Annotated in this window: 19 protein-coding genes and 4 pseudogenes; 11 read left to right on the top strand and 12 right to left on the bottom strand. The window is 67.1% G+C overall.

Annotated elements, in window-relative coordinates; genetic code table 11:
- Positions 1 to 155, bottom strand: a 155-nt coding sequence (locus ACFYOB_RS20740; protein WP_388561446.1) for a transposase, incomplete at its 3' end; no start/stop codon positions are given.
- A 297-nt stretch (positions 156 to 452) separates the two neighbouring features.
- Complete coding sequence (locus ACFYOB_RS20735; protein WP_388561422.1) at positions 453 to 1,460, bottom strand: DUF2278 family protein; 1,008 nt, start codon at positions 1,458 to 1,460, stop codon at positions 453 to 455.
- A 490-nt stretch (positions 1,461 to 1,950) separates the two neighbouring features.
- Between ACFYOB_RS20735 and ACFYOB_RS20730 the strand changes: the two genes are divergently transcribed.
- Positions 1,951 to 2,097, top strand: coding sequence for a hypothetical protein (locus ACFYOB_RS20730; RefSeq protein WP_388561420.1), 147 nt, complete (start codon positions 1,951 to 1,953; stop codon positions 2,095 to 2,097).
- A gap of 154 nt (positions 2,098 to 2,251) precedes the next feature.
- Here the strand turns inward: ACFYOB_RS20730 and ACFYOB_RS20725 are convergent, their stop codons facing one another.
- On the bottom strand, positions 2,252 to 2,431 hold the full coding sequence (locus ACFYOB_RS20725; protein WP_388561418.1) for a hypothetical protein: 180 nt from the start codon (positions 2,429 to 2,431) through the stop codon (positions 2,252 to 2,254).
- Positions 2,432 to 2,592: 161 nt separating this feature from the next.
- Between ACFYOB_RS20725 and ACFYOB_RS20720 the strand changes: the two are divergent.
- Both ACFYOB_RS20720 and ACFYOB_RS20715 read left to right on the top strand, forming a co-directional pair.
- Positions 2,593 to 3,163: pseudogene (locus ACFYOB_RS20720) on the top strand (transposase); the annotation flags it as partial.
- Positions 3,164 to 3,592: 429 nt separating this feature from the next.
- A complete protein-coding gene (locus ACFYOB_RS20715; RefSeq protein ID WP_388561416.1) occupies positions 3,593 to 4,996 on the top strand; it encodes a hypothetical protein in 1,404 nt (467 codons plus the stop codon).
- Between the two features lie 8 nt (positions 4,997 to 5,004).
- On the opposite strand, the gene ACFYOB_RS20710 is transcribed toward ACFYOB_RS20715, so the two are convergent.
- On the bottom strand, positions 5,005 to 5,556 hold the full coding sequence (locus ACFYOB_RS20710; protein ID WP_388561414.1) for a hypothetical protein: 552 nt from the start codon (positions 5,554 to 5,556) through the stop codon (positions 5,005 to 5,007).
- A 414-nt stretch (positions 5,557 to 5,970) separates the two neighbouring features.
- On the bottom strand, positions 5,971 to 6,180 hold the full coding sequence (locus tag ACFYOB_RS20705; RefSeq protein WP_388561412.1) for a hypothetical protein: 210 nt from the start codon (positions 6,178 to 6,180) through the stop codon (positions 5,971 to 5,973).
- Between the two features lie 328 nt (positions 6,181 to 6,508).
- Between ACFYOB_RS20705 and ACFYOB_RS20700 the strand changes: the two are divergent.
- Positions 6,509 to 7,063, top strand: a pseudogene (locus ACFYOB_RS20700) (ATP-dependent DNA ligase); the annotation flags it as partial.
- An 89-nt stretch (positions 7,064 to 7,152) separates the two neighbouring features.
- Here the strand turns inward: ACFYOB_RS20700 and ACFYOB_RS20695 are convergent.
- The 3 genes from ACFYOB_RS20695 to ACFYOB_RS20685 all read right to left on the bottom strand — a co-directional run bounded on the left by ACFYOB_RS20695 (position 7,153) and on the right by ACFYOB_RS20685 (position 10,143).
- Positions 7,153 to 8,808: an alpha/beta hydrolase gene (locus tag ACFYOB_RS20695; protein WP_388561410.1), complete on the bottom strand. Its 1,656-nt coding sequence runs from the start codon at positions 8,806 to 8,808 to the stop codon at positions 7,153 to 7,155.
- A gap of 250 nt (positions 8,809 to 9,058) precedes the next feature.
- On the bottom strand, positions 9,059 to 9,607 hold the full coding sequence (locus ACFYOB_RS20690; protein ID WP_388561408.1) for a transposase: 549 nt from the start codon (positions 9,605 to 9,607) through the stop codon (positions 9,059 to 9,061).
- Positions 9,604 to 10,143 carry a transposase gene (locus ACFYOB_RS20685; RefSeq protein WP_388561406.1) on the bottom strand — a complete coding sequence of 180 codons (540 nt, stop codon included), beginning with the start codon at positions 10,141 to 10,143 and terminating at the stop codon, positions 9,604 to 9,606. The genes ACFYOB_RS20690 and ACFYOB_RS20685 overlap by 4 nt, the downstream gene beginning before the upstream one ends.
- A gap of 124 nt (positions 10,144 to 10,267) precedes the next feature.
- On the opposite strand from ACFYOB_RS20685, the pseudogene ACFYOB_RS20680 reads away from it, so the two are divergent.
- From ACFYOB_RS20680 to ACFYOB_RS20665, 4 genes and pseudogenes are all read left to right on the top strand, one after another.
- Positions 10,268 to 10,483, top strand: a pseudogene (locus ACFYOB_RS20680) (transposase); the annotation flags it as partial.
- Between the two features lie 12 nt (positions 10,484 to 10,495).
- Positions 10,496 to 10,851 (top strand): annotated as a pseudogene (locus tag ACFYOB_RS20675) (alkaline phosphatase); the annotation flags it as partial.
- Between the two features lie 128 nt (positions 10,852 to 10,979).
- The gene (locus tag ACFYOB_RS20670; RefSeq protein WP_388561404.1) at positions 10,980 to 11,075 is read left to right on the top strand and encodes a multicopper oxidase domain-containing protein; all 96 of its coding nucleotides are present in this window, start codon (positions 10,980 to 10,982) and stop codon (positions 11,073 to 11,075) included.
- A gap of 415 nt (positions 11,076 to 11,490) precedes the next feature.
- Positions 11,491 to 11,664: a hypothetical protein gene (locus ACFYOB_RS20665; protein ID WP_388561402.1), complete on the top strand. Its 174-nt coding sequence runs from the start codon at positions 11,491 to 11,493 to the stop codon at positions 11,662 to 11,664.
- 939 nt (positions 11,665 to 12,603) lie between these two features.
- Here ACFYOB_RS20665 and ACFYOB_RS20660 read toward each other — a convergent pair.
- On the bottom strand, positions 12,604 to 13,374 hold the full coding sequence (locus tag ACFYOB_RS20660; protein WP_388561400.1) for a transposase: 771 nt from the start codon (positions 13,372 to 13,374) through the stop codon (positions 12,604 to 12,606).
- A gap of 192 nt (positions 13,375 to 13,566) precedes the next feature.
- Here ACFYOB_RS20660 and ACFYOB_RS20655 point away from each other — a divergent pair, with 192 nt between their 5' ends.
- From ACFYOB_RS20655 to ACFYOB_RS20645, 3 genes are all read left to right on the top strand, one after another.
- Positions 13,567 to 13,869: a hypothetical protein gene (locus ACFYOB_RS20655; protein ID WP_388561398.1), complete on the top strand. Its 303-nt coding sequence runs from the start codon at positions 13,567 to 13,569 to the stop codon at positions 13,867 to 13,869.
- 494 nt (positions 13,870 to 14,363) lie between these two features.
- A complete protein-coding gene (locus ACFYOB_RS20650) occupies positions 14,364 to 14,567 on the top strand; it encodes a hypothetical protein (RefSeq protein ID WP_388561396.1) in 204 nt (67 codons plus the stop codon).
- 120 nt (positions 14,568 to 14,687) lie between these two features.
- A complete protein-coding gene (locus tag ACFYOB_RS20645) occupies positions 14,688 to 14,909 on the top strand; it encodes a hypothetical protein (RefSeq protein WP_388561394.1) in 222 nt (73 codons plus the stop codon).
- Between the two features lie 442 nt (positions 14,910 to 15,351).
- Here the strand turns inward: ACFYOB_RS20645 and ACFYOB_RS20640 are convergent, their stop codons facing one another.
- The 3 genes from ACFYOB_RS20640 to ACFYOB_RS20630 all read right to left on the bottom strand — a co-directional run bounded on the left by ACFYOB_RS20640 (position 15,352) and on the right by ACFYOB_RS20630 (position 16,468).
- Positions 15,352 to 15,630: a transposase gene (locus ACFYOB_RS20640; RefSeq protein WP_388561392.1), complete on the bottom strand. Its 279-nt coding sequence runs from the start codon at positions 15,628 to 15,630 to the stop codon at positions 15,352 to 15,354.
- Between the two features lie 27 nt (positions 15,631 to 15,657).
- Entirely contained in the window at positions 15,658 to 15,999 is a 342-nt protein-coding gene (locus ACFYOB_RS20635) for a transposase family protein (protein WP_388561390.1), read from the bottom strand.
- 202 nt (positions 16,000 to 16,201) lie between these two features.
- On the bottom strand, positions 16,202 to 16,468 hold the full coding sequence (locus ACFYOB_RS20630; protein WP_388561388.1) for a hypothetical protein: 267 nt from the start codon (positions 16,466 to 16,468) through the stop codon (positions 16,202 to 16,204).
- Positions 16,469 to 16,558: the final 90 nt, after the last annotated feature.

Genomic DNA, 16,558 nt, shown 5'->3' with positions numbered 1-16,558 from the left:
GCAGGCATCTCCCGCCACTGGGCACTGGACCGGAACCGCCAGATCACACCCTCGAACTGCTCCCGCAACCGTTCCGGGTACGGGCCGTACCTACCGATCGGCAGGTACGGCTCGATGAACTTCCACTGGACATTGGTGAGTTGCCTGCGTGTCACGACCACAGTCCTACCGGGTTCCACCCCGCGAAGAGGACAGAACCCAGGAACTGATCACGACATCACACAGGCCCTAACGCGGCGCGGCCGGGTCCAGCGCCGCGATCATGCGGTCCCCGGCCCGGTACAGGCGACAGGCCAGCGACGCAGGACGCCCCGGTTCGCCGACGCGGGTGAAGGCGCGCTCCGGGGCCGACGTGTTTCCGGGACAGCCGGGCGAAGACCGCCCTCGCCCGCCGATCATGTCGCTTTGGTCGGCGCGCGAGGGCGCTGGTGGGGCTTATGGGCTGGTGGTGTTCAGAAGGTGATGGTCTGTCCCTCGCGTTCGGCCTGTCGCGCGGTGTAGGAGACGCCGTGGACTTTGAGGCCGTCCGGGTTGAGGAGGGTGATCGTGCCGCCTTGGTTGCCGAGGTGGAATCCGTTGCCGCCCGGGACGGTGAGGGTGGCGCCGGGCTGGAGCGGGCCGGCGGGGAGCGGGAGGGTCTGCTGGTCGCGGTCGGCAAGGTGCCAGCCCTGGAGGTTGACCGGCATGGGGGAGGCGTTGAGTACGGTGACGGTTTCGGCTTCGGGTGCCGGACCGGGGGGGTTGACCAGTGCGGCCATGATTCGCAGGGGTTCCTCGCGGTGGCCGGGGCGGGGTGGTGCGGTGTCGATGGAGTGGCCGGTGGTGTCGTCGGTGTGCCATGCCTGGGACTGGAAGGCCAGGAAGACCGCGACCCAGCGGTTTTCGGCGGGCAGGTGCACAAGCATGGCGCCGTCCTGCCAGACGCCGTCGTCGGAGCGGAAGTGCCCGCTGTTGCCCTGGTTCATGTGGATGTCGTGGACGCCGTTGCCGGGCCGGAACCCGAACACCTTGTCGGCGGTGTTCGCCTCGGGACCGAACCGTTGCCCGAAGACGTAGAGGGCTGCGGTGGGGTCGGCGATGGCTCGCTGCACGTAGTGGTCGAGGAGGTCGGCCAGGTCGTTGTCGGCGCCCTCGAGATCGGGCGGGAGCAGTCGCATCGAGGCGGGGTCGAACAGGTTGCCGCGGATGAAGTCCAGGCTGGCCTTCCCCGGCTGCGACGCCAGGGCCGTCCATCCGCTGCCTGCTGGCGGGAGCAGCTCGGTCACGGGGTGGCGGAAGTCGTCGTCGGCCAGGTACAGCAGCTCCGAGGGGGCTTGCTGTGACTCGACGTTGACGGCGGCCCGGTAGTGGGTGCCGACGTTGTCGGTGAGGTGGATCTGGTAGTGCGGGGTATCGCTGGATCCCTCGCGGCGCCGGTCGATGGCTCGGGCGGCTAGGACACCGTATTTCTTGAGCGGCATGGGTCATCCTCTGGATGCGGTGGGAGAGGCACGGCCGGGGTGTGGTCGTGTCCATGGGACTGCTCGGTGCGGCTGTGCCCGCCCGCTGCGGTAGCGGAGCAATGACCGCTCAGGTCGGCTGCCCGGCGCAAGTCCCGCGCTGGACGGGGGCGGGCAGCGGCCGGGCCAGCAGCCGTTTTGGACGGGGACGGCCAGGAGGTCTCCGTCTCTTGGCAGGTCCGCCAATTACGGCGGGGTGTTTCAGGGGTAGCGGTGGGAGAGGCACGGCCGGGGTGTGGTCGGAGGCGGGTTTGTCCCGGCGTGCGGTGGGGTCGTCACTGACGGAGTGCAGGGGGTGTTGGGCCCGGTGAAGGCGTGCTCGACGCGGTCCAGCAGGGCATGGTTGACCAGGATGTGGTCGATGAGTTCTGGTTGGCCGGCACGGATGCGGGAGGGGCGCTGCTCTTCGGGGATGCGTGGGGAGGTTCCCCAGCCGGTTCCCCAGCCGGGATTGATCGCCCTGGTCGGGGGGCTCGAAGCCGGAGGCGTCGATCTGGGGGCCGGGCGGGCCGAGGAGGATTTCGGTCGTGGCCGCAGTCGACTCGTCGTTGATGTCGCCGCGCACGGCGACATCGCGGGCCTTGCCGTCACCGGCTAGGAGCTCGTCGGCCAGGGCACGTACCGTGACGGCCTCCGCGCCGCGCCAGAACAGGGCGTAGACGGCGCAGCGGGCGTGTCTGCCCTCGTCGCGAGGGCTGAAGCGGCCGTCGGGGAAGGACCGCAGCTTGGATTTCAGATGGCACGCCACGACGTCAGGAGTGATCGGGGGCGGGTTCGAGGTGTACCGCGAGGGCGCGGGGTTCTATGCGGCCGGTCGGGTCGTTGTGGTCGTCGGCCTGGAGCTTTGCCCCGTACACGGGCTCGTCGTTGGTCCCGAAACGGCCACCGAACCGGTAGAGGTTCTCCATATTCCAGGTGCCGATGACTGCCATGTCTCATCCTCGTTGCTCGCTGAGGCCGCCCTGCCGACTGCCGATCCTCCTCGTCCTTATCCCCCGACCACACCTCTGTGGGACTACGAATCGACCAATGTTCACCCGCCTTGCCCTGCGGCCTTTCCCCGCCGGGGCACGGGCGACTCGGCCGCATCTTCATGGGGCGGGGTACGTGGGGTTGGAGTATTCCGGGCGGGTTGTGGGAGATGGCGGAGCCGCTGATCCCGCCCTCGAGGGTGCGGCCGCAGGACGCGCCTGATGGGACGTTGTTCGCCGCGATCATCTACGTACTGGGCAGCGGTGGTCACCGCCGCCTGCTTCCGGATATCGAAGTCGACGGCCCACCGCCGGTTCCTGATCTGGTCGAGAGCCGGAGTATGGGGCCGGCTCCACGAAGAGATCCTCCACCGGCTTGACGACGCGGGACTCCTCGACCTTTCCCCAGCGGTCCTCGACTCTGCTCACATCAGGGCTAAAAGGCGAACTCATAGGCCCGAGCCCCTGGACCGGGCCAAGCCGGGTTCCAAGATGCAGGCCCTGTCGGAAGCGGCAGGGCTGCCTCTCCTCGTCGGCCTCTGAAGCCCATGATGCTCGGTCACCAAACGAGAAGCGATCCCCATCGCGGCCGCCACTTCAAGCCCAGGAACTGCACGCCGACAAGGCTTACGGCCACGCGGCAAACGCATCGTCGTCCGCGTCGCCCGCGAGGGTGAGGCATCGCTACAGCAGGCCCATACGAGCAGCATTCTTGGAGTGCCACCGCTGTGGCCTGCGCATGGGCCAGCGATTGATCGTTTCTCCGGTGAAGGGGCTCACCCAGCAGGGTGAGATGCTCCACGGCCTGCGGCCGGGCGCCTGTACGTCTCCACTATCACTGGGCCGTGATCAAGCAGAACCTGCACCGCGCAGTTGCGCCTTGCCCGCGCTGGGGCGGGGCGCTCGCCCCCCGTTACCTCCGCCCACGTCGGTCAGATCCACCTGCCAGAGGGGACCCCGCGCTCCCCATGGCCGGGGCAGCCTCGTGTCGGCTACGGCTACGGCCGTGGGTGACGGTCGGCTCCACCCTCGGGGCCAGCTCGGGAGGTCCCGTCAGACCGGCGCCAGTCTGCGGACTGTACGCATCCAGCTCCTTGACATCAACAACTGAAATGGGCCTGCGTGATCAGCAAGCAGACGACACCTGTGCGCTATTGGTTCCTCTCCGGGCTACTCGTAGCCATGCTCCTGACCGAAGTCGCCCTCTTCGCGTGGAGCGGAATCTACGACGTACGAGTTTACGGGAAGGAGCAGGTTATCTCGGCACTGCTCAGGTTCCTAATTGTAGCCCTCAATGTCGTTGCACTGCTCCAAATGTACCCAGGAGGCCCTCTCGCCGGCTTCATTCGAAGAATCCGCCAACACTTGCCGCGCAACGCTCATCAGGCGCGCAGGCCGAGAGCTATTACTGCCGCTATTCGGGCCGCACGCAACCAGCAGCGACGACGTCCGGGAGTAAGCGCCGCGCCAAGGGTCACGAATAGAAATCCCTGGCATTACCCAATCGTATTGCTGTCACAGGCAGCTGCTCTGCCCATGCTATTCATTCCAATCTGGATCGACCTGCACAGCCCGACTCTCGACATGGAATGGCTTGCGCTCGCGTTCGCCCTATTTGTGTGCATCGTCGTGATGCTGGTGAGTGCTGCAGTATATGGCCACGTGAACTTCGGGTGGGTGGCGCTGGGCACCCTGCTTCCACTTCTGGGATTTGCGCAGTGGTCCTACATGACTTTCTATAAGCCTGTACACGAACGCCCTAGAGTTGACATTTCCACCAGACTGGAAAAGATTAATTCCTCGCGCGGAACCACCAGGGTGCGAGGTGTTGTAACGCTGAAAAACAACGGGGCGGCGCCGGCGGAATCTCTCGGCGCCATTTACGTAGTCTCAGGGCACCGAGCAGAGTCGGCGGAGGGAATGACCGCTCAAGATGCAAGCGCAACGCTGGATCTTTCAGAGCCGAACCGTAGGCATTTTGGAAAATTCGCATCACTGCTCAGCTTCGACGACCTGTTGGCCACCGGAGAGTCTTTGGCTCCAGGAGAAACACGGACTTCCTCGTTCGTATTCGACGCACGTGATAGCGGGCAGGCCATCGTTCGGCTGACGGCATACATTTCGATGTCTACGCCTACCGGAGATCTGGATCCTGGAACATGCTCGCCAGCCCCACCGGAACCGAATGTGTGCACGCGAACAGATTTTGCACCCACCAGCTTGGCCAGGAAGGAGTTGGGAGACGAACCCTTCGCACATACAATTGTGCACTTTGATGCAATGCTGACAAAGACTCCGGCCCCTCCGTATATGCCCACGGCATTTGGAACCGGAAGTCAAAAGACTCCCTTCGCCTATACCGTTATGCGCCTTGATGCGATGGAGGCGACGTCGGCAGCCGCTCCATACTTGTCCACAGCGTTTGGGGCCGGAAACCTGGAGCAAGGTGAGAAAGTGCAGGATGTTGACCCGCTTATTCGCGATCAGTTCACCCAGTCCATCACAGAACTTCGCTTGGACCCATAGAGCTCGTATCATGAGCACGTTGAAATTCTGGTTGGCCGTGACTGGTGTGAGGATTCGGCTGTTCGTGATGGTGTGACCAATCGGCCGTGGATTGTTGCGCATGGTGTGGAGGACACGTCGTCGACCTTCATGACGGCCAGACTCGTGCGGCGGCGAGGGGGACGCCATATGAAGGCGTCCGCGATTTCGGAACTGAAGGCGTTGGCCTGCCATCGGTCGGTGATGTCCTGCCAGTGCTCGATGACGGCTCGGCGCTCGCTTCCAGCCCTCATCCGGTTGTAGCCCAGGTCGAATTCGTAGACGCGGCCCCCGTCCGAGAGAACGACACCGGACTCGGTGTGGGATCCGGAAGGCCACAGGTAGACGAGAACCGTGTCGGCAGCTCTCAGGCCGCGTTCGTCCAGCAGTGCCCTCAGGCGTACCCACAGGTCGAAGGCGCTCGTCCGCATCAACCAAGTGCAGTTCACATAGCTGCTCTGCGACGGCTCCCTCTCGGCGTTGCCACCAAGCAGCCGGGCTGCCAGCGGCCGCCAGAGCTCGTATGGCTCGGCAAGGACCACAGCCTCGCGGCGTTCCCTTCCAAGCGTCGTGTTGTCTATCGGTTCGGCGGCGCGCTTCTGGGCTGACTGCGCCCGGTTCAGAGGCGGACGGTCGCGATGAGACGACTCCCGTCGGAGTCGGCTGGGGGGCCTACGCGGCATTGGCCTTTCGGATTGTCATACCCCGTATCCTGCCACGGCCATGATGACTACGGCGCTGACCGGGTCCGCAGAGGTAGGGCACATCGGGGGTCGCCCACCCGTCACGGGCAGCCCTTCGGGGGGTCCGAGGCACGCCCAGCAGACTCTCTGCGTCTGGCTGCTTTCCCCATGCGTTGCGTTTGTTCCAGGTGCCACGTCGGGTAGGCCGCGCATTGAGCTGCCAGCTGCCAGCTGCCAGCTGCCAACTGCCGACGGGCGCGAGACGGCGCAGGGTCAGGCGAGGCGGGATCCGAGGCGGAACCGCAATACGCCTGCGGCCCTGCGTACGTCCTCGGGCTGCTCGCTTTCGTCGAGCAGCCCGAGGCGCACGATCACGGCGCGGTCGTCGGCGCTGATCAGCTTCAGGCGGGGCTCGCTGACGCCGTCGAGGAGTACGTCCAGGAGGTCCAGGGTCTCGTCCGTGACGGGAACAACGGCCGGCACCCGTTCCCCGTCACCACAGCGAGCCGCTTTCGCCGCCTGCCCACTGCAGCTGCTTTGCTGCGGGCTCCGGCCCGGGAGGCCCCCGTCGTAGCCATATGGCTATTTGACCTAGCTGGTACCGGTTGCGCGATTCGAGACTGAAGTGCAGAGAAGGTCGCACCTGTCGCCGGAGGTGCCGACTTCCTCGGATAGACGCCGTCGGCCCGGCCTGCCCTGGCGGCTGTCCGCAACGGTCTGTTGCGCCGCGCGGGGCGGCCTTCACCGGGCCGGGCCCTGCTGTTGGGGCGGGCTGGTTCCGGGGGCCGTAGAGGCGGGAGGAGTGCCCGGGATGGTGTTGCGGCCGCCGGTTGAGCCGATGCTGGCGCAAGCTCCGGAGTCGGTGCCGGGCCCGGCCGCGCTGCGTTCGGGTGTGGCCTACGGGCAGAAGTACGACGTGCACCGGGCGCTGCTGTTCACCCCGGCCGTGCCGGGTGGCGGTGTGCTGCTCCAGACCCGGCGCCGGTCCCTGGCCCAAGAGCGGTTCCCCGACCTGGTCGCGGCCGCCGAGCAGCAGCTTCCGCGCGGCCTGGTCCTGGACGGCGAATTGCTGGTCTGGGGCCTGCAGGCGGGCCGCCTCAGCTTCGAGGCGTTGCAGCGCCGCGCCGCCGCACGCCGCCGCGGCGCCGCTGCCGTGGCCGCCCGGTGGCCGGCCTGCCACATCGCCTTCGACGTCTTGCAGGAAGGCGGCCAAGAGCTGCTGCGGTCGCCGTACAGAGAGCGCCTCGCCCGTCTGGAGGCCTTGTTCTCGCAGCACGAGCTGACGGCTCCCTGGACCTTGTGCCCGATGACGACGGACCCGGCCAAGGCGCGGGAGTGGCTGGAGTCCTGGACGGATGTGTCAGGGGTGGAGGGCGTCTTGTGGCCAGGGTTCGCGGCTGACCGCTTGACCGGGTTCAGCCGATTGCTGCGGGGCCGGGCGGCCGGGCCCTGTCGTCAGCGGGCTCCGGCACCCTCCGGATCCGGGGTGGGCGGCGGGTTGTGGCAGGTCACGTCCTTCGCGGGCAGCCGTCCCGTCGACAGGTACGCGTTGACGGGTATGTTGGCGCAGGCCGTGGGGTTGGAGAGATACACACCATGCCCCTCACCCCCCAGCGCCAGCACCATCCGCGACCCCTTGAGTGCCTGGTGCAGCCCCTGGCCGGTGCCGAGCGGGGTCATCGGGTCCCACTCGTTCTGCACGGTCAGGACATCGGCCCGGGTCTTCATGGGCGTGGCGGGCTCCAGTGGCCGCTGCCAGAAGGCGCACGGTTTGATGTTCGACGCGAAGTCCCCGTACAGCGGGTGCTCCACCTTGTCCCGCGCCGCGTCCCGCGCGTACTGCTCCGGATCGCGGGGCCAGCTGTCCGTGTCCCCGCACACCACGGCCCAGTACACGGTGGTGACGTTGCTGGCGGGAGTGGCGTCCGGACCCTCCGACGCTCCTCCCGCGTCGACGCCCGGGCGGGCGGCCCTGACGCCGCCGAGCGGTGACTGCGCGCCGGGCCTCTTCCTGTCGGCGCCCTTCGTGTCGGCGCCCTTCCCGCTCGCGCCCGGATCGGTGCCACCCGGAGCCATGCCGCCCGGAGCGGTGCCACCCGGCGGCTGGGGCGCCTTGTCGGCCGATGCCTTGATGGACTTGACGACGGCCGAGGCGCCGTGGGGATCGAAGAAGAGCGACGGGTCGGCCCTGATGTCGTCACCCGTCACCTTCTCCCCGTAGTGGATGATCGGGTCCCGGTCGGCCCGCGCCACCAGCGCCCAGAAGGTGGCCGAGACCGCCTCGGGCGTGGCGCCGAGCCCATAAGTTTCCGAGCGCTCCGCCGCCCACCGCGTCCACCGCTCGAAGGCGGGCTCGGCTTCGGTCCCCCACGCCTGGATCATGCCGCGCCAGACGCGTCCCGGGTCCACGCCGCTGTCCAGGACGAACCGGTCGGTGCGCTCCGGGAACATCTGGGAGTACACCGCGCCGAGGTACGTCCCGTACGAGTAGCCCAGGTACGAGACCGTCCGCTCCCCTAGTGCGGCGCGGATGACGTCCATGTCGCGCGCCGTGTTGCGGGTGGTGATGTACGGAATCACATCGCCCGACTTCTCACGGCACTTGTCGGCGATTCCGCGCGCCCAGGACACGTCCGAGGCGAAGGTCTCGGGCCGGTACGCCCCGCCGATGCCCGCCTCCGCTTCGCTCAGATCACCACAGCCGATCGGGCTGCTCTCGCCGACGCCGCGCGGGTCGAAGCCGACGAGGTCGTAGCGGTCGCGGACGTCCTTGGGCATCTCGGCATTCGTCCGTATCGGCCGGTAGAGACCGGAGGCCCCGGGGCCGCCGGGGTTGAGGAGGAGGACGCCACGCCGCTTGGCGGGGTTCTCGCTCTTGATCCGGGATATGGCGAGGTTCAGCGTGCGCCCTTCGGGACGCTGGTAGTCGAGCGGCACCTTGAGGGTGGCGCACTCGTACGCCGCCGGCCGATCTGGGCTGCAGCGGTGCCAGGCCGGCGTCTGTCGCAAGTACGCGGGGGTCGAGGCGGCGGACGCCGGTGGCGCCGCCAGCCCGGGAAGGGCCGCGGCGAGGAGTCCGGCGGTGGCGAGCAGCGGTGCGAGACGTTTCATGCGCGTGGTCCCGTTCATTCGTCGGGTGAAATCGCTTGCGCCTCCACTGTGTTGGACGAGCGGGGCAGACCGGATCCCTCCCAAGAGCCGACCTTCCGTCCCCCACGCGTACCACCTGAAATCCGGACACGTGGCCGAGACTCATCCCCAAGATCCGCGTTCCGCCGGGGCTTCCGGGCCGGACCCGCCCGTCCACTCGTAGTCCCCTCCCCCTTAGGGAGGACAACCGACGACAACTAGTAGTGCTTTGTTACTGAGCTTGCAGCTGTGGTGTCGTCAGTTTGAGTCTGGTCTCGGTGAGGCATCCGTCGATGACGTCGCTGCGGTATTGGATCTGGCGGAGGCCGCGTCGTAGTACGCGGATGAGGTGCTCGGGGTCGGTGAACGCGGTGTTCGCCTGGCTGCTGCGGCGGAGGAGGGACCAGATGCCCTCGACGGGGTTGAGGTCGGGTGCGTAAGGCGGCAGGTGGAAGGCGGTGATCCAGTCCTGGGCCTCGATGAAGGCCCGCATCCGGCGGTCCTTGTGGACGTTTAAGTTGTCCCAGATCAGGACGATGGGTCCGCCGAGCTGCTGGTGGGCGACGATGAGAAGGTCGCGGTACTCGATCCAGGTGAAGCTGCGCCGACCGCCTTGTTTGTGGTCGGTGTGCCGTTTGGGCCGGTAGATCAGGCGAGAGCGTTCGCCGGGTTTGTAGCAGGTCAGGGCCGCGATGGAGTAGCGGCGTTGGGAGCGTCCACGGACCCGGATGACGGGTGTGTATCCGCGTTTGGCCCAGGTCCGTGAGGTCGGCGGCGTCATCGAGAATCCTGCTTCGTCTTCAAAGACGATCCAGGCATCGAGCGCCGCCGCGGTGCTTCCACCCGTGGCCAGGTCTCCTTCACCCAGCCGGCCACCGCTTCCTCGTCGCGCTCGAGAGCACGGCGGGCAGGCACCTGGTGACTCCAGCCGTTCCGCCGCAGCATCTGGGAGATGCCGGACAAGGTCATGCTCTTGTGGAACCTTCGGCCGATCAGGGTCTTGATCCGGGCCAGCGTCCATCTCTGATCCGGCCATCCGTGGGCAACCGGCCCCTTGGCCAGCTCCTCCTCGAGAACCGCGAACAAGGTCCTGCTGAGCTTGGGACGGCAGGCGGGGCCTTGTGAACGCAGAGCCGACTCACCACTGTCTTGCCACGATCTCCGCCACCGCTGAACCGACCGGACGCTGACCCGTAACTCCTTGGCGACCACGTCATTGCTCAGACCGCTGGCGAACATGCCGGCCGCTTCCATCCGGATCCGCTCGCGGAAAGCTTGCCTCTCCGCGGTCAGACCCCCACCCTGCGGATACCTCATACAACCGGCATACCGCGACGATCACCAGCTGTCAGCACCCACGACACCGCTACTACAAGCTCAGTAGCTGGTCTTGTCACGTCGGGTGTCTGGTAGCTCGCTGGCTATACGAGGGCTGGGGAGCATGCTGCGGTTCGGGTCGGGTGGGAGGAGTTCGCCACCGAGTGTTTGCCCCGCTGGTCCGCGGGACCAGCGGGCGAAGGGCCAGTTGTACCTGCGGGGTCTGTTGCTGGACGGGCGGCGCAAGTCGATGCAGCCGATGGCCGGGCGGCTCGGGGTGGACCATCAGCAGTTGCAGCAGTTCATGACGTCCTCCACCTGGCTCGTTGCCGATGTCCGGGCCTCGGACTAAGTCACCGACTCCGCGGCCAGCGGCTCCGGCTGGGCCACCGGCGCGAAGACGGTCAACGGCCGGATCTCCAAGACGCCAGGTACCGACAAGGCCGTTCCCACCCTTCTGGAGCTGGCTCAGAAGAAGGGATACGCCACCGGCAGCGTCACCACCGCAGAGCGGACCGACGCCACGCCGGCCGTGCTCGCTCCCACGCCACCGACGTTCCTGCCAGGGTCCGGCGGACATGGCCGAGTGCCCGACCGACACGATCGCGGCCGGCGGCCCCCGGCTCGATCGCGGAGCAGTCGGTCAACCACAAGGTTGACGTCCTCCTGGGCGGTGGCAAGAAGCGCTTCGACCCGCCCTTCCTTGACCAGCAGGCGGCGCGCGATGCGCATCGAGTCCGCCAGCGTCTCCTCGCGGACGCGGTGGCGGCGCCTACCCGCCGTGGTTTCCGAGGCGTCCGTCAGGCCCGCGGGCTTGCCCTCCCGTCGAGGCCTTCGTGCGCTTCACCGCCTACAACGGCCGGTACATGCTCCACTGCCACAACCTCGAACACGAGGACATGGCCATGATGGGCAACTTCCAGGTCACCTGACCCGTCCGACGTGCCGGGCTCCTGAGTCGGAGCAGGGACCGCAAGACCTGTCGAGCGGATGAACACCACCAGCTCGTGATCTACCTGCCGACGATCCGCCGGCGGCCTGCTCGGCTGGACGGAGCCCGGCCTCGGGCCGGGGCTGGAGCATGCGATCAACCCGGCCTCGGCGCAAGGCTGTTCGCCACCTGCGATCTCTCGGCTTCGTGTCAGTGGGGCCAGTGACAGTGGCGGATCTGCTCAGGGCTGGACTCAGGTGCAGGTCAGGGCGGGGGTCTGCTGTTCGCGCTCACTGCCACGGAAGTGAAAGAACGTGGTCTGTCCACTGTCAGCAGCCTGACCGCTGGTTCCGTTGTCTGACGTGTGGTCATGAGCTTGATGTGCCGGGCCTGGGTCTGGACGAGTCGGAGGAGGTTTGGACTATTCCCCGGACGGACTGCTCGGGTACACCGTCGACGAGCCCGAGGCGGTCGCATACCGCCTGGAAGACGCCTTCGCGGCGGTGCACCGGGGCGCGAACTTCCTTGACTGCCTGAGCCTGTCTGAGGGTGAGGCAGCGCTGTGGGCATCGCGGTGTGCGCGGTCCTGACCGCGTTGGAGGATCCCGGCGCGACGCTCGACGATGTGACCCGGGCCTGTTTCGAGGCCTCGTTGCCGGAGGTGGCGGCGCGCTACGGGTGGCGGGTCAAGGCTGGGGTGTCGGATCCGACGTGTCCGGTGTGCGGGGGAGGGGGGCGTTGGCCAGTCGCGGGTGGGCGGCGTGTGCCAGCGCGGTTTGCACGTGGGGCGACATGGCCGCAGTGCTCACGGGCCCGGCGGCGCCGGGTTGGGATTGGGAGCTGTGAGAGCGGGCCTGGCGGCCGGATAGGTTGAGGGAGGCGCGGCGCTTGCCGCCCCTCTTGTATGGAGAATGCGCGGCTAATGGACAGCCCTGCGGGCAGGTCGCTTCGCTCCCAGGCCCTTTTGAAGGCGCTTCGTGCCGGGGCCCGCCCCTGCGGGGCAAAAGAATAGACCTGCAGGGGCGGGCCCACGCGCTTGGGGCCTTCGGCGTTGGCGGGCGGCAACTCTGCTTGTAAGGCGCGGGCTGGCGTCGTGGACGTCGCCTACTCGCAGTCACCCAGGCTCGACCCGGACCCGTCGGGCGTGAACGTGGCCGGCAGCGTGAACAGCTCCGATGGAGACTGGGTGGCGATCCAGGTGATTCGGGTGTTCGGGTGTTCGGGAGGTGACGAGGCCTCTCCTGGGCATGGGCGTCGCGCTGGCTCGTTCTGGGGCGTCAGGTGGTCGTGTGGAGGGCCGACCTTCTGGGCGGCGGCAGTCCAGTGGAGTCGGGTGGCGGGGGCGGGGCCGCCGAGTCCCAGCTTGTCGGCACGTCGGGCGTGGGGCCGCCTGCGTAGGCCCGTGCCACTCTCGTGGCAGATGGAACGGGGCTCAGCGGGAACCCGAGGTGCAGGGAGGGCGTGCAGCCAGACTAAGCGCTGTCCCGTAAATGATCTACGGCATGCCGGTTGACCAGTCTGTCTCTCTGTCACCCGGTGAGGGTGAGGTTGTGCAGGCGCGCGATGCCGAGCATGGCGTGGTGGACACCGTCGCCTTTCAGGCGGCAGTCGCGGAGGACCTTCCAGGTCTTCATGCGGGCGAAGACGTGCTCGACACGGGCCCGGACCTTGCGGTGGGAGGTGTTGTGCTCCTCTTTCCAGGCCGGGAGTTCGGCCTGGCCGCGCTCCCGGCGATGCGGGATGACCAGGCCGGTGCCTCTGTATCCACCGTCCGCGATCACCGTCGTCTTGCCGACGGCGGCCTTCGCACCGGACAGTTCCCACGCCTTGCAGTCGTTGCGGTTCCCGGGCAGCGGCCGGCCGACCACGACGACCAGGCGAGTGTCGGCGTCGATGACGACCTGATGGTTGGTGGAGTACCGATAGTTCTTCGACTGCTCGGCGACGGCGTGATCGCGGGTGGGGACAAGGGTGCCGTCCACGATCAGCACGGTGCCTTTGCGGAACCGCTTGCGGGGCTGGAGCGCGAGCGACGGCCCGAGGTGGTCGATGATGCGGTCGGCAGCCGACTTCGACACCCCGAACAGCGGGGCGAGCTGCCGCAAGGTGAGGTTCGTCCGCCAGTACGCCGCGACCAGCAGGACCCGGTCCTCCAGCGGCAGGCTCCACGGTCGACCCTTGCGGACCGGGTCCGCCCCCTCACGCCGCAGCGCAGCGATCAGCTTGCTGAACTGCCGCGGGCTTAGCCCGGTGAACGGGGCTATCCAGGACGGCTCGGACGCCGTGATCACACCAGCCACATCAAGATCATCTCACCCGTGACCAGCAGTTACGGGACAGCCTTTAGGCAGGAGACGTCCCCAGATCACGCTACTGATAGCCGGACCTCGCTCGGCATGCGGGCGACATTTTGATGACTTAGCATAAAAATTGCGCCTGCTAGTCGATTACTGCTCTAGATTACTCCTCTAGTAGGAAAGCAGGATCACATCATGTACATGATGCGCGAGGTATACCAAGCTGAACGCGGGAAGGCGCCGGAGATCGTGGCGGCGTTCAAGACCCTCACCAAGGTGTTTGAAGAGGCCGGGTACACGAACCGGCGAATCTACGTCGATTACGCCGGTCCCATGGATACGGTCGTCTGCCAATGGGAATTCGACAGCCTCGACCAGTACTTCGCCATGGAGCGATCGTTCTTCGTGAATCCAGATGAGAACGCCCAGTCGCTGATCGATGCGTTTAACAGCAACGCGGTATCCGGCTACAAGGAGATCTACCAGGTCATCCAGTAGCGGATCGCCTGGTGACAGAGGCCACCGTCATCCGCGCGTTCCCGGGCCACCAGCTACACCACCCAGTGGGACGCCATCCGGCAAGTCCCGCCCGCACCTTCGGCTCGGCGCATGCCGACCGATGACAGCCCGCAGAAGACCGTCAGGCGCTGGCAGGACTGCACGGACGTATACGACCTGGACCAGATCCGCCTGCGGCCCGGCATGTGGCTCCCCGAAGGCTCGCTCCACCCCCTGCAGGCCATCTTCTCGGCTATCAGGTCGCCATCAGCGTGCATTCCGTCAATGAGCCCTTCGAATTCCGGAAGTTCACTCGGTGGGTCAAGAAGCAGCTCGGTGGCAGCGCGCTGTCTGGCTGGGCAGCAGACATTGAACACAGCACCCCCGAAGGCAGGGCTGATTCACAGTCTTTCTGATCATGTGGACGCCCAGGTCACGGTGGTGTGATGGGGTGGCGTCGGGCCGTTGCCGATGCACCGAGGCTCCGGGGTGGGGTGACCGAGCTCGCCCGCTCGCAGTGGACCATCGAGAACAGGCTCCACTTCGTCCGCGACACCGCCTTCGGCGAGGACGCCTCCCGGGTCCGCACCAGCATCACCGCCGGCCTCCGCCACATCTCCTACGAGCCCTTCACTCCCCCCTCGATATCCCGTGACCAGGACAGAGGCAAGATCATCAGGAGAATCAGCCCGGGGTAATGGGCCCGGGACGGAGGAAGGGAGACGCAATGCATGGGCGAGCGTGCGGGAATGTCCCTGGGCGCGCGCGTTAACGCCATCGTGGCCTAGAATCAAATGACGCTTCGTGAAGGAGGAGCAATGCGCGGATTCCACTGCATAGATCCGTCGCACGGCAGGATCGATTTCACCGGCGCGGATGACGAGGAGCTGTTCGGACATGTCAAGGCGCACGCCGCCGAGGCTCATCCTGACCTCACCGACACCCAGCTCAGGGAGATGATGGCTGGCGCTGAGTGGTGGCGGTCGATGGCGACATCTGGAAACAACGCAGGGTCATCGCCGTCCGCCTACGACAAGTAATGCGACCGAGCGTCGCCCGTTCCCCCGACGCGATCTCCGGGCAGCCGGCGACGTCGCGATGCTCCAGGCCAAAGTCCTGATGATCTTGCCTCTGTCCTGGTCACGGGATATCGAGGAGGTCGAGGGGGCGAGTGAAGGGCTCGTAGGAGATTTGGCGGAGGCCGGCGGTAGTGGCCATGTTCTCCGGACCGTGGTCAGCGCGGACCCGGGAGGCGTCCTAGCCGAAGGCGGTGTCGCGGACGAAGTGGAGCCTGTTCTCGATGGCCCACTGCGAGCGGGCGAGCTTGCCGATGCGCTTCGGTGAGGCCTGCAGGTGGGACAGATCGGTGAGCGCGTAGACGGTCTGCCTGGTCCGTTTCCCGCTCTTGAGGTCGGTGCGGTAGCGGGTGATCTTCGCGGCCTGGACGGCGTAGGGGGAAGTCCAGCCCCAGGTCGGTGACGGTCAGCATGCGCGCGCTGGTAGTGCCGGGCGGTGACCTGGGTCCAGGGCAGAGTGCAGCGCGGGGTGCAGGGCGGGCTGGTTGGCCTTGACCGTCAGCAGGTAGTGGGCCTGCTTCTCGTCGACCAGGAACCGGGCGTGGGCGCGCTGGGTGTGCAGCGCGTCCGCGGTTACGACCACCCCAGCCAGGTCGAACGGTTCCAACAGGGCGGCGAAGCAGGTGATTTCGTTCGTCTTGTCCGGTACTCGCAGCTGGGCCATGGTCCGGCCGGCGCCAGTCATCGCGGCGAGCAGAGGGCGGCAGGCGCGTCAGTCGGTACGTGAGCCGCGGGCGCTCTTGTCGACCGCGAGCGTGGTCGCCCCGACGGTGCCGGTGCCGGTCAGATCGGCCAGGCCGCCCGGACAGACCGCCCCGGCCACTCGGCGGATCGTCGACGTGCTGGGTGCCAGGCATACACCGAAGACGCCGATGGCCCGGGAGCCGAGCCGGGTCAGAGTGTGCTGCGGCGCGGCAGCGGCCCACTGCCCGATCGCTCGGAAGGAACGCGCCCCGGCCGGCACCGCGCTGGCAGCGACCAGCAGCACGCCCACCAACGGGTGACGCAGACCCCGCGGGTCACGAGGGTCTGGCAGCAACGCCAACCGGTCCATCAAGCGGGTGTCGCCGCTGAGCTGACGCGCAGACAGACGGGCGGGACAGGACATGGCAGACTGGCGGCACATCGAGGCTCCGGTTCAGGGCGACTGGCAAGGTCACCCCACCAACCGGAGCCTCGGTGCATCGGCAACGGCCCGACGCCACCCCATCACACCGCCGTGACCTGGGCGTCCACATGATCAGAAAGGCTTTGAATCAGCCCTGCCCCGAAGGCTCGACGCCGATCGAGGAGCCGCGTTCACGAATCTCCAGGAACAGGCGGCTGCCGCTGACCTGGCCGAGGCTCTCGGTGAAGCGCGTGTTCAAGTACGGCTTGAACGGCTCCAGCACTCCGGCCGGGCGGCGTTCGTGGGCGGAGGCCAGGATCTGGTCGAGGTCGGTGTCGCGGAAGCGCCGGACGGTCTCTGCGGTCGAGGTGGCGACGGCGGGCGATGGCGCTGACGGTCCAGCCGGCCGTGACAAGTTTGTGCACGTCGGCGTGGCGGTGGCGGGTCCGCTCGATGATCTGCGTCCGGGGCAGCTCGTGCAGCGGGAGCTGCAGTAGCGGGGGTG

Origin of the sequence: Streptomyces sp. NPDC006463, from assembly GCF_042870715.1 — a bacterium.
Lineage (GTDB): Bacteria > Actinomycetota > Actinomycetes > Streptomycetales > Streptomycetaceae > Streptomyces.
Note: the sequence above shows the minus strand (reverse complement) of the source record. Positions and strands in the feature narration are given on the sequence as shown.